At 70.0% G+C, this 11,743-nt stretch carries 10 protein-coding genes and 1 pseudogene; 6 read left to right on the top strand and 5 right to left on the bottom strand.

Features of this window, described 5'->3' with window-relative positions; all coding sequences use genetic code 11:
• Positions 1–23 precede the first annotated feature (23 nt).
• Positions 24–602, top strand: a complete 579-nt coding sequence (locus ABD256_RS20975) for a TIGR03086 family metal-binding protein (protein WP_344421207.1) — start codon at positions 24–26, stop codon at positions 600–602.
• Here the strand turns inward: ABD256_RS20975 and ABD256_RS20970 are convergent.
• Complete coding sequence (locus ABD256_RS20970; protein ID WP_344421204.1) at positions 595–1,488, bottom strand: neutral zinc metallopeptidase; 894 nt, start codon at positions 1,486–1,488, stop codon at positions 595–597. The two genes, ABD256_RS20975 and ABD256_RS20970, sit on opposite strands and share 8 nt — an antisense overlap.
• Positions 1,489–1,610: 122 nt before the next feature.
• Between ABD256_RS20970 and ABD256_RS20965 the strand changes: the two genes are divergently transcribed.
• Positions 1,611–3,626, top strand: coding sequence for a prolyl oligopeptidase family serine peptidase (locus tag ABD256_RS20965; RefSeq protein ID WP_344421201.1), 2,016 nt, complete (start codon positions 1,611–1,613; stop codon positions 3,624–3,626).
• Positions 3,602–3,814 carry a hypothetical protein gene (locus tag ABD256_RS20960; protein WP_344421198.1) on the top strand — a complete coding sequence of 71 codons (213 nt, stop codon included), beginning with the start codon at positions 3,602–3,604 and terminating at the stop codon, positions 3,812–3,814. Before ABD256_RS20965 ends, ABD256_RS20960 begins: the two co-directional genes overlap by 25 nt.
• On the opposite strand, the gene ABD256_RS20955 is transcribed toward ABD256_RS20960, so the two are convergent.
• Positions 3,784–3,963 carry a hypothetical protein gene (locus ABD256_RS20955; RefSeq protein ID WP_344421195.1) on the bottom strand — a complete coding sequence of 60 codons (180 nt, stop codon included), beginning with the start codon at positions 3,961–3,963 and terminating at the stop codon, positions 3,784–3,786. The two genes, ABD256_RS20960 and ABD256_RS20955, sit on opposite strands and share 31 nt — an antisense overlap.
• Positions 3,964–4,037: 74 nt before the next feature.
• Here ABD256_RS20955 and ABD256_RS20950 point away from each other — a divergent pair.
• Positions 4,038–4,217, top strand: a pseudogene (locus ABD256_RS20950) (hypothetical protein); the annotation flags it as partial.
• A 365-nt stretch (positions 4,218–4,582) separates the two neighbouring features.
• Here ABD256_RS20950 and ABD256_RS20945 read toward each other — a convergent pair.
• Entirely contained in the window at positions 4,583–5,428 is an 846-nt protein-coding gene (locus ABD256_RS20945; protein ID WP_344421192.1) for an alpha/beta fold hydrolase, read from the bottom strand.
• A gap of 54 nt (positions 5,429–5,482) precedes the next feature.
• Here ABD256_RS20945 and ABD256_RS20940 point away from each other — a divergent pair, with 54 nt between their 5' ends.
• Entirely contained in the window at positions 5,483–5,917 is a 435-nt protein-coding gene (locus ABD256_RS20940) for a MarR family winged helix-turn-helix transcriptional regulator (protein ID WP_344421190.1), read from the top strand.
• A 12-nt stretch (positions 5,918–5,929) separates the two neighbouring features.
• Here ABD256_RS20940 and ABD256_RS20935 read toward each other — a convergent pair whose 3' ends face one another.
• Positions 5,930–6,556, bottom strand: coding sequence for a TetR/AcrR family transcriptional regulator (locus tag ABD256_RS20935; protein ID WP_344421187.1), 627 nt, complete (start codon positions 6,554–6,556; stop codon positions 5,930–5,932).
• A gap of 89 nt (positions 6,557–6,645) precedes the next feature.
• On the opposite strand from ABD256_RS20935, the gene ABD256_RS20930 reads away from it, so the two are divergent.
• Positions 6,646–7,395 (top strand): alpha/beta fold hydrolase, encoded by a 750-nt coding sequence (locus ABD256_RS20930; RefSeq protein WP_344421184.1) that lies wholly within the window; start codon positions 6,646–6,648, stop codon positions 7,393–7,395.
• Between the two features lie 240 nt (positions 7,396–7,635).
• Here the strand turns inward: ABD256_RS20930 and ABD256_RS20925 are convergent, their stop codons facing one another.
• A complete protein-coding gene (locus tag ABD256_RS20925; RefSeq protein ID WP_344421181.1) occupies positions 7,636–11,736 on the bottom strand; it encodes a vitamin B12-dependent ribonucleotide reductase in 4,101 nt (1,366 codons plus the stop codon).
• Positions 11,737–11,743: the final 7 nt, after the last annotated feature.

Genomic DNA, 11,743 nt, shown 5'->3' with positions numbered 1-11,743 from the left:
ATTCCCATCCTAAGGTGCCGGGTATGCAGCTTCGTGAATTCGACTTCCGCGCACTCGACATCCTGGACACCCTGCTCGACGGCGTGACCGCCGAAGACCTCGCGCGACCCACGCCGTGTGCGGGCTGGGACCTCGGCGACCTCCTCCGCCACCAGATCAGCGAGAACCACGGCTTCGCGGCGGCCGCCCGCGACGGCGTGGCGACCGATTGGGACACCGGAAACGCCCACCCCGACCCGATCGCGGGCTACGCCTCCTCGGTCGCCGAGGTGAAGGCCGCGTTCGCCGAGGACGGCGTCGCCGAGCGGAAGATGGCCATCCACGACTTCGGCACGTTCGACGCCGAGATGGCGCTGAGCATGCACCTCGTCGACCAGCTCGCGCACGGCTGGGACATCGCCAGGGCACTCGGCCTGCCCTACGCACCGGACGAAGACCTGGTGGCCGCCGCGATGAAGCTGGTGGAGCTCATTCCCGCCGGTGCCGAGAACCGGGGCGACGGCCAGTCGTTCGGGCTCGTCGTGGAAACCGGGGCGGACGCGAGCACACTCGACCGGATGCTCGGGCTGCTCGGCCGCGACCCCGCGTGGCGGGTCAGCTGACGTCGGCCGCGGGCGCGGTGAAGGTGTTGCACGCCGAGGTGTCCGCGGCGCCCAGCCCCGCCCGCGCCCACCAGAGCTGATGCTTGCGGGTGCCGTGGCTGTCGCTGTCGCCGGTGTTGCCGAACTCGGAGACCGCCTTGTCGGCGACGGCCTTCGTCACATCCCCGCGGCCCGACGCCGCCGCGGCGAACAGCCCGGCGAAGCAGTTCGCCTGCAGTTCGACCCGCCTGCTCAGCTCCTTGTCCGCGGGGGTGCTCTCGTCCGCGGAGGACATCTTCAGCTCGACCGCGGTCATGATGCCGCTCAGCTCCTGCACGTGGTGGCCGTACTCGTGCGCCAGCACCGCGAGGTGCGCGGCGGGGATCACGTCGGCGGCTTCGAGCACGCGGTCGCGGAGCATGTAGATCGCCCGGTCGCCGGAGCAGTAGTAGGCGGTGGCCTCGTTCTTCGACGGCGCGACGCCGCACCCGCTCGCCTGCGGTTCGCTGAGCTGGACACCGGCCTTCGTGAACGGCCGCTTCGCCTGGCCGAGCGCGCCCTGCCACGCGGTGTCGAGGCAGCCGATCCCGGACTGGTAGAAGGCGAGCAGGGCCTCGGCAGTGCGCTTGAGCCCCGGCAGCGCGCAGGTGACCGGGGTGAGGTGCACACCGGGCGCCAGCAGGGGGCTGGCTTCCGGCGGCAGGACCGGCGCACCGCCGCTGTCCTGCCCGGCGTCCCTGCCGGACTCCCTCGCCTGCCCACCGGCGACCGGCGACCCGTCCGCGGAGCGGGTGAGCTTCGGGACCAGCACCACGGCCGCCACGACGAGCAGCACGAGCAGCAGCACGGACGCGATCGCGAGCGGTGAGTTGCGCGGCGGCGCGCCGTCTCCACCGGTGAATTCCATCGGTACCCCGTGTCAGATCGTTCTCGGCACAGGCGCCCGGATGTGCGATCCCCCGCGGAACCGGCCGCGGTCCCCCAACCAGCGCGGAGCCAGCATAGCGGTCCGCCTGACAAACTGGGCGCATGCCTGACGAAGATCCTTACCTCTGGCTCGAGGACGTGACGGGGGACGCCCCGCTGGACTGGGTGCGGGAGCGCAACTCCGAGACGGCCGCCGCACTCGCCGAGACACCCCGGTTCGCCGCGCTCCGCGACGAAATCCGCGAGGTCCTCGACGCCGACGACCGGATTCCCTACGTCGTCCGCCGCGGCGAGCACCTCTACAACTTCTGGATGGACGCCGCCCATCCGCGGGGACTGTGGCGCCGCACCACACTGGAGGAGTACCGGAAGGACTCCCCCGCCTGGGAGGTCCTGCTCGACGTGGACGCGCTCGGCGAGGCCGAAGGCGAAAGCTGGGTGTGGGAGGGCGCCGCGGTGCTCCGGCCCGATTTCCGGCACGCGCTGGTCGAACTGTCCCGCGGCGGCGCGGACGCGGCGGTGGTGCGCGAATTCGACCTCGAGCGCCGCGAATTCGTCGACGACGGCTTCACCCTGCCCGAGGCGAAGAGCTCGGTCGGCTGGATCGACGAGGACCGCGTGTACGTCGGCACCGACTTCGGGCCCGGCTCGATGACCTCGTCCGGCTACCCGCGCATCGTGAAGGAATGGCGCCGCGGTACTCCGCTTTCCGAAGCCACCACCGTGTTCGAGGGCAAGCCCGACGACGTGGCGGTACGAGTCGCGCACGACTCGACCGAGGGGTTCGAACGCGACTTCGTCACGCGGTCGATCACCTTCTTCCGGTCCGAACGGTTCCTGCGCACCGAAGACGGCGAGCTGGTCAAGCTCGACCTTCCCGAGGACGCGCGGTACTCGGTGCACCGCGAATGGCTGGTGGTCCGCACCAGGACGGCATGGCGGGTCGGCGAAGCCGAGTACGGGCCGGGCACCCTGCTCGCGGCCAGGTTCGACGACTACCTCGCGGGGGCGCGCGAGCTGACCGTGCTCTTCGAACCGGACGCGCACACCTCGCTCGACTACTACGCGTGGACGCGGCACCATCTGCTCCTCGGCACCCTGTCCGACGTCAAGACCGCGATCAGGGTGCTGACCCCTGGCGACGACGGCTGGACGGACGAGCCACTCGCGGGCGTGCCGGAGACGGGCAACGCCGAAGTCTTCGACACCGACCCGGACACCGGCGACGAGTTCTTCCTCAACAGCAGCGGGTTCACCGAGCCCGCGACGCTGAGCCGCGGCGAAGTCGGCGCGGGGGTCGAGGTGCTGAAGCAGGCCCCGGCGTTCTTCGACAGCGACGGCATGGCGGTCGACCAGTTCTTCGCCACCTCCGAGGACGGCACGCGGGTGCCGTATTTCGTGGTGCGCCCCGATGCCGGGAACGGCCCGGTGCTGCTGACCGGCTACGGCGGTTTCGAGGTGTCGCTCACGCCGTCCTACAGCGGCACCACCGGGCGGGCCTGGCTCGCCAGGGGCGGCACCTACGTGGTGGCGAACATCCGCGGCGGCGGCGAGTACGGGCCGGACTGGCACACCGCGGCACTGCGGGAACGGCGGCGGTTCGCCTACGCCGATTTCGCCGCGGTGGCGGCCGATCTGCACGCGCGGGGCATCAGCACGCCCGCCACGCTCGGCGTCCAGGGCGGCAGCAACGGCGGGCTGCTCACCGGCGTGATGCTGACGCGCTACCCCGAACTGTTCGGCGCGGTGGTGAGCCAGGTGCCGCTGCTGGACATGAAGCGCTACCACCTGCTGCTCGCGGGCGCGTCCTGGATGGCGGAGTACGGCGACCCCGACGACGAAGGCGACTGGGCGTTCATCGGGGAGTACTCGCCGTACCAGAACGTCCACAGTGGAGGGAACTACCCGCCGAGCCTGTTCGCGACGTCCACGAGGGACGACCGGGTGCACCCCGGCCACGCGCGCAAGATGGTGGCGCGCATGCGGGAGCAGGGCCACGACGTGCTGTACCACGAGAACATCGAAGGCGGGCACGGCGGAGCCGCCGACAACGGGCAGCTCGCCGCCAAGTGGGCGATGGTCTACGAATTCCTGTGGCAGCGCCTGACGATCCACTGACCGGAGACGGCAGCGAAGCCGGGCAGTGGTCGCTGTACTGGGCGAACGGCCGCGACGGCGCGCTGCTACCGCCGGTCACCGGTGACTTCGCCGACGGCGAGGGCTGGTTCTGCGGCGGCGACGGCGCGACCTGGGAACCGAACCCGGGTCATGGACTTCACCCGCGCCGCCTGAGGAACTCGGCGTAGGTCACCTCGCCGCGCGCACCGTCCGCGGCGAGGTTGTCCCCGGCCCGGAAGGCGGCGGAAACCCGGCCGGGGAACCGCACCGGCACGAGCGCGCGACGGCGCCCGGTGACCGCCAGCCGGACGCGCGCCAGTTCGAGCAGGCTCTTCACCTCGGGCCCGCCGAAATCGGGCGCCCGCCCCGCCGGTTCGCCCAGCGCCAGCTCCGCCAGCCGCGGCCGCGCCGGTGCGCACCCTCGGTTCCGCGGCCGAAGAGTTCCTGGCGCGCGAAGACCTGGATCCCGCGACGATCCGCTCCTACGGGCAGACGTTGCGCCGCCTGCGGCGGTCGCTCGGCGAGCGGCTGCCGCTGGAGTCCCTGACCGCGGGCGCGGTCGCGCGGGTGTTCGGCACCGCATGGGGCACCGCGGCGGCGGTGACCTGGAACCGGCACCGCTCGGCGGTCCGCTCCTTCGGCGCGTGGGCCTCGCTCGGCGATCTCGCCGCCGGTCTCGATCGACGGCCCACGGCCCGCGCGTCGGCCGAAGCGATCGACCCCGCCACGCTCGAAGCGCTCTGGAACGCGACTTCCCTGCCGCTACGGGAGCGGGCGTTCTGGCTGCTCCTGCACGAATCCGGGGCCGGCGTGCGGGTGGTGCTGTCGCTGAACGTCGAAGACCTGGACCTCGACGACCGGCAGGCGGAGGCTGTCCTACGAGCGCGCCGAATACCTCTTCAAGCAGGCGACGAAGCCGCTGGACCCGAGCGGCACCGGGTACACGCTGCGCGGGCTCAGGTCTCGCGGCTGAACTCGTCAATCAGGTGCCAGACGGCTTCCGGCGCCTCCTCCGGCGCGAAGTGCCCGGCGCCGGGCACTTCGCCGGTGGTGACGTTCGCGATCCCGGCGGCGCGGAATCCGGCCGCGTAGGCGGCGATGTCACCGTACTCGTGGTCGCCGCGCAGGTACAGGAGCGGAATGTCCACACGCGACACGTCGGTGTTGTCCTCCGTGTCGTGGCCGAACGCGCGGTAGAGGTCGAAACCCGCCGTCAGCGCGCCTTCCGCCCGGTAGGCGTCGACGTGGGCCGCGCGCGCTTCCGGCGTGATGCGCGCCGGGTCGGCCGACAGGATGTCGTAGAAGTAATCGAAGTACGCCGCTTCACGGCCCCGCACCAGCGTTTCCGGGAGCGAGGGCACCGCGTGCAGGCCGAAGTGCCAGATGCGCGGGTTCCCCAGCACCGTCTCCCACGGCGCGACACCGGGGACCACGGTGTTCAGCACGACCACGCGCGCGAGGCCGGGGCACCGCCGCAGGCAGGCGTAGGCCACCATGCCGCCCGCGTCGTGGCCGACGAGCGTCACGTCGGTCAGGCCCATCGCCGCGACCAGTTCGCGCACCGTCGCGGCCAGCTCGCGTTTGCGCCCTCCCCGGCCCGTCGATCCGCCGATCCCCGGCAGGTCCATCGCGACGGCACGGAACCGCGCCGACGCGAGCCCCAGCACGTCCAGCCAGGCGCGCCACGACTCGGGCCAGCCGTGCAGGAACAGGCACGCGGGTGCGTGCGGATCGCCGATCTCTGCGACGTGCACCGATCCGTTGCCAAGGGGCACCTGGGAATGACGCGGTTCGATCGACATGGTTCATGTGTACTGGAAGACATGGTTCATGTCTACCTGGTAGGCTCGTCCACGATGAGCGACAGACCTGCGTACGAACGCGGCACGGGATTTCTCCTGTCCCGCCTCGGTTCCCTCGCCGCCAGGTCCTGGGCGGCCTTCCTCGCCGAACACGAGGTGAGCCCCGGCCAGTACGCGGTTCTGGTGGTGCTGAACGAACAAGGCCCGCTCGGGCAGGTGAGCCTCGCGCGCTCGATCGCCGTGGACGCGCGCAATCTCGTGGCCGTACTGGACTCGCTGAGCGAGCGAGGGCTCGTCGGCAGGGCCGCCGACCCGGCGGACGGCCGCAGGCGCGTCGTGTCGCTGACCCCCGCCGGGAAGTCCCTTGTGGACGATCTCGCCACGGCAGCCGCCCGAGGGCAGGACGACTTCCTCCGCGCGCTCGGCACGCGCGACCGGGACCGGTTCACCGACCTGCTGCGCCGCGTCTACGACTCGCACACCGGCTAGCCGCCGTTCCGCTCATGCCGAGAGCGCCCGGCACCACTGGTCGCCGATGGCACGGCCAAGCCGCCGGGCGTCGACCGCGTCCGGGTCCAGCAGGCGCTGCAGTCCGATGCCCCGCAACTGTCCCAGCACCGACACCGCGACGTCCCGCGGATCGGCGTCCGCTCGAACGGTGCCGTCCGCGATACCGGCGGCCACGTCCTCGCGCAGGTCCGCCCGGAATGCCTCGTCGCGTTCCCGGAAACTCGCGGAGAGTTCGGCCGCAGTGGCCGCCTCCGCCCACAGCAGGAGGAACGCCCGCCCGGAAACCCCGTCGCGGCCGAGTTCCCTTACGTAGCCTTCGATCAGGACCAGCAGGCGGTCGAGCCCTGGCGGTAGCTCGCCGACACCAGGCACGAATCCACCCTGGCTCGTTTTCGCCAGCGCGTCGAGCAAAGCCTGTTTCGAGCCGAAGTGGTGGGTGACGATCCCCCTGCTGTACCCCGCCCGCTCGCCGACGCGAGCCAAGGTCACCGCGCGCACGCCGGATTCCACCACCAGTTCCGCCGCCGCATCGAGCAGCGCGGCTCTCGTCGCGGTGCGCCGCTGCTCCTGCGTGCGACGTTCTCCGGGAACGGGCGGGTGCTGCGGTACGGACGGCATGGGCACGAGTGTACCTCAAAAACTTGCGTGTCAACTAACAAGTATGTGAATATGACGGTCTCCTCGTCACCCCGACCTTCAGGAGCCCCATGCTCACCGTGTTCGTGAACGGCAACCCCGAAACCGCCGCGATCTGGGATCCGCTGTGCGCCGAACTGGATTTGGCGGACGAGCTGCGCCTGTCCCCTCCCGGCTTCGGCGCGCCCATCCCGGACGGCTTCGGCTGCACCCCGTCCGACTACCAGGACTGGCTCATCGCCGAGTTGGAGCACCTCGGCGAACCCGTCGACCTCGTCGGGCACGACATCGGCGGGAGCACCGTCGCCTCGGTCGCGATGGCGAGACCCGACCTGCTCCGCACCTGGGTCAGCGACTCACTGGGCGCACTGGATCCGGACTACGTCTGGCACGACCTCGCCCAGCGGTGGCAAACCCCTGAAGCGGGCGAAAAACTGGTCGCGGACCTCCTCGGCGGTTCGCTCGAAGAACGCACCGAGCGCATGATCGCCAGGGGAATCGCCGAACCGGTCTCCGCACGGGTCGCCGAGGGACAGGGGCCGGAGATGGGCCGGGCCATCCTCGCGTTCTACCGCTCCGCCGAACAACCGGTGATGGCCGAACTCGGCCGGAACCTCCCCGCCGCCGCGGCGCGCCCCGGCCTCGCCGTCATCGCCACCGACGACCACGTGGTCGGCTCGGTGGAAATGCGCCGCCGGTCCGCAGCACGGGCCGGGGCCCGGATCGCGACCCTCGACGGACTCGGTCACTGGTGGATGGTGCAGGACCCGGTCCGCGGCGCGCGGGCCCTCACCTCGTTCTGGTCGGCACCCGAGGCGTAGCCGACGGCGTTCATCGGCGGTCCGCGTCCGGTCGGCGCTCTCGCCGAAGAACTGGACCGTGCGGCGAAGGCACTAGCACCCAGGGCGTACCCCGTCGCCGTGGAGTTCGCGCAGCGCGGCCTTGGCCTCGGATGCGGCCAAGGCCGCACCGTGGTGCCGGACGACGCGACGACTGCGTCACGGGCGGGATGCCGGCTCGGCACCGGCATCCCGCCCGAACAGCCACTTCGGACCCGGCTGTCAGCTACAGCCGGACGTGGCGCCGCAGCCTTCGCACGCGTAGCAGGAACCCGCTGGCCGCATCTTGGTGCCACACGTCATGCACAGCGGCGCGTCGGCGGCCTTGCCGAGGCGCAGTTCCACCAGCTCGGCCGTGCTGTGCGCCTCCTGCGCGGGCTCGTCCCCGCTTTCGGTGCCGCGTGTGCTGCTGGCATCCACGCTGGTGCGCAACGCTTCCAGGTCGACGCCGTCGGATTCCGCCGAGGACGACCCGTAGGCCGCCTCGGTCTGCGCCGAGCGCTCGTCCGCGGTGAAGATGCCGAGCTGCGAACGCTTTTCGTAGGACAGGTAGTCCAGCGCGAGCCTGCGGAACAGGTAGTCCAGCACGCTGGTGGCGATCCGGATGTCCGGGTCGTCGGTCATGCCGGCCGGTTCGAACCGCAGGTTGGAGAACTTCGAAATGTAGAACTCCAGCGGGATCCCGTACTGCAGGCCGACCGAGATCGACATCGAGAACGCGTCCATCACCCCGGCCAGTGTCGAACCCTGCTTGCCGAGCTTGATGAACACCTCGCCGAGCCCGTCGTCGGGATACGACCCGGCGTGCAGGTAGCCCTCGGCGCCGCCGACCGTGAACGACACGGTCTGGCTCGGACGCTTCTTCGGCAGCCGCTTGCGGATCGGCCGGTACTCGACCACCGTTTCCGGCTCGGCCGCGGCCTTGTCCTTCTTCGCGGTGGACAGCGGCTGGCCGACCTTGCAGTTGTCGCGGTAGATCGCGAGCGCCTTGAGGCCGAGCTTCCAGCCCTGGAAGTAGATCTCCTCGACCTCTTCGACCGTCGCCGATTCCGGCATGTTGACGGTCTTCGAGATCGCGCCGGACAGGAACGGCTGCACCGCCGCCATCATCCGCACGTGCCCCATCGGCGCGATCGCGCGATCGCCGACCGCGCAGTCGAACACCTCGTAGTGCTCGGGACGCAGCCCCGGCGCGTCGACCACGTGCCCGTGCTCGGCGATGTACTCGACGATCGCCTCCACCTGCTCGTTCTGGTAACCGAGCGAGGTCAGCGCGCGCGGCACGGTCTGGTTGACGATCTGCATCGACCCGCCGCCGACCAGTTTCTTGAACTTCACCAGCGAGAAGTCCGGCTCGATCCCGGTGGTGTCGCAGTCCATCATGAAGCCGATGGTGTTGTGGCTGATGAAACCGTTCGCCACGTAGGTGACGTTCTCCGGAACGGAGAGGTCGTAGGTCGGCTGAAGGCCGCCGTCCTCGTTCGCGGCGACGGTCTCGAACAGGTAGTTCAAGGCCCGTGCCAGCCGGTCGTCACCGGTCTCGCCGAACAGCTTGCGCGCGGCCGTCCTGGCGACACCACCGGTCTTGCGCAGCGACTGGACCACCGCGTCCCGCATCGGATGCGAGGCGGGAACCAGCTCGTCCCACACCTCGTGCGGAAGGTAGACGTGCTCCCGCCTGGCCGAGCGCACCGGTTCGAGGTCTGCCGTCAACCGCGATTTGCGGTTGCTGATGAAGCCGATGATCTCGTCGAAGGTCACCGCGTGGTCGATGTCGCGCAGCCGAACCTGATACTCGGCGCCACCCCATCCGCTGGTCGTCTCGCGCGTGGTTGTGGCCAGCCGCAAGGGAAGCAGCATGCAGCGGATGTCGTCGGCGAACAGCTCCGAAGCGGCGGACACGCTTGGCACACCCTCGACAACGGTACCGTCGGCCTCGAACAGACCGCGGAGGAAAGCCGCGTAGACCGCGCGGTCGTTGGTTTCCCGGATCGCCGCGGGCACCCGTGGGGTCCATCCCTTGCCGACATGATCGTGGCCGGGCAGGTCCTTGGCGAAACCGGCGGCCTGCCACCACCGCGCCAGCCGGACCGACTGAATGGCGACCTCGTGATATCCCGTTCGCGCCGAGACAACGGGGTCGAGGCCGAACAGTTCCTTGGACAGCACGCTCAGCCGCGCGACCACGTCGAGGTCCGCGTCCGCCACACACAACCGGATCCCCTTCGCGTGCAGGCTGCCGTCACCCATGAAGTAACCGACCAGCTCGGCCAAGTCCTCATCGACGGCATCCGGGACGCGCGTGTCACGGTCACCGGCGTAGGACGCCTGGTCGAGCACCGGCATCGGCACTCGCCGCGGCGCTCCCACCAGGTTGTCCATTTGGATGGGCGCGACGTCGCCCTGGCACACGTCGGCGAGCCGCTTCCAGGTCCAGGCCCCGGTTTCGAAGTCCACCACCTTGACCCGGTGCGCCAGCGTGCCCTGAATCCGGTAGCCGCCCCTGGTGACGATCCGCCGCGTCGGCTCCTCGCCGTTGACGAAGAACTTGGTGGCACGCCTCGGGCCCTCGTCGGTCGACACCGTGAAGTCGATGTCCTGCCACTGATCGCCGTAAAGCTCGCCCAGTTCGGACAACCGGGCCAGCCCGCGATCCGTTGTCACCAAGGAATCGCCCGTCAGGCACCCGGTCGGAGCCAGCACCGAGGCCTGCGCGTTGCGCCAGCCGCTGACTTCGCCGATCTCGATGCCGCGGCGCCATTCCTCGGTGGCCAGCGACCGGACCGCCGCGTCGTTCCCGTGGTGGGTGCGGACGAGTTCGTTCGCGGCCGCGTGCTTGCGCATCACGCGCTGGTGCGGCTCGGCGTTGCGCGCGTACCCCTCGTACGGGCCGACGACGGCGGCCAGCTCGGCCGAGCGCCGGTAGGACACGCCGGTCATCAGCGAGGTGATCGACGCGGCGAGCGCGCGCCCGCCCTCGGAGTCGTACGCGTGCCCGAGCGCCATCAGCATCGCGCCGAGGTTGGCGTAGCCGATGCCGAGCTGCCGGAACTTGCGCGTGGTGTCACCGATCGCTTCGGTCGGGAAATCGGCGAAGCAGATCGAGATGTCCATCGCGGTGATCACGAACTCGACGGCCTTCGCGAACAGCGGCGCGTCGAAGGTGCCGTCGCCGCCGACGAACTTCATCAGGTTCAGCGAGGCCAGGTTGCAGCTGGAGTTGTCCAGGTGCAAGTACTCACTACAGGGATTGGACGCGGTGATCCGGCCCGACTCGGGGCAGGTGTGCCAGTCGTTGATGGTGCTGTCGTACTGGAGGCCGGGGTCGGCGCATTCCCACGCGGCGGTGGAAATCGACCGGAACAGCTTCTTCGCGTCGACGTTCTCGATCACCTCACCGGTGAGCCGCGCCCGCAGGCCGAAGTCGCCGGAGGACTCGACCGCCCGCATGAACTCGTCGGACACCCGGATCGAGTTGTTCGCGTTCTGGTACTGCACGGAGCTGATGTCCGCGCCGGAGAGGTCCATGTCGAACCCGGCGTCGCGCAGGACCTTGATCTTCTCTTCCTCGCGCGCCTTGGTCCGCACGAACTCCTCGACGTCGGGGTGGTCCACGTCGAGCACGACCATCTTGGCGGCGCGGCGGGTGGCGCCACCGGACTTGATGGTGCCCGCGGACGCGTCGGCGCCGCGCATGAACGACACCGGGCCGGACGCGGTGCCGCCCGAGGACAGCAGTTCCTTCGACGACCGGATCCGCGACAGGTTCAGCCCCGCGCCGGAGCCGCCCTTGAAGATGAGCCCCTCCTCGCGGTACCAGTTGAGGATCGACTCCATCGTGTCGTCGACGGCGAGGATGAAGCACGCGGAGACCTGCTGCTTCGAGGCCGTCCCGACGTTGAACCAGACCGGCGAGTTGAAGCTGAACACCTGGTGCAGCAGCATCCAGGTGAGTTCGTGCTCGAACACCTCCGCGTCCTTCGGGCTCGCGAAGTAGCCGTGCTTCGTGCCCGCCTTGACGTAGGTCTTGGCCACCCGGTCGATGAGCTGCTTCAGCCCGGTCTCGCGCTGCGGGGTGCCGACGGCGCCGCGGAAGTACTTGCTGGTGACGATGTTCGTCGCGTTGACCGACCAGAACCCGGGGAACTCCACGCCGCGCTGCTCGAAGTTGACCGTGCCGTCACGCCAGTTGGTCATCACCACGTCGCGCTGTTCCCACGTGACCTCGTCGTACGGGTGTACGCCATCGGTGGTGAACACGCGCTGGACGGTCAGGCCTCCCCTGCTCTTCCGGCCCGCCTTCGCACTCGTGGTTTCGGACATGCTGCAC

This window comes from Amycolatopsis minnesotensis, from assembly GCF_039529815.1.
Classification (GTDB): Bacteria; Actinomycetota; Actinomycetes; order Mycobacteriales; family Pseudonocardiaceae; genus Amycolatopsis; species Amycolatopsis minnesotensis.
The sequence above is the reverse complement of the archived record's forward strand: the minus strand, read 5'-3'. Positions and strand labels throughout refer to the sequence as shown.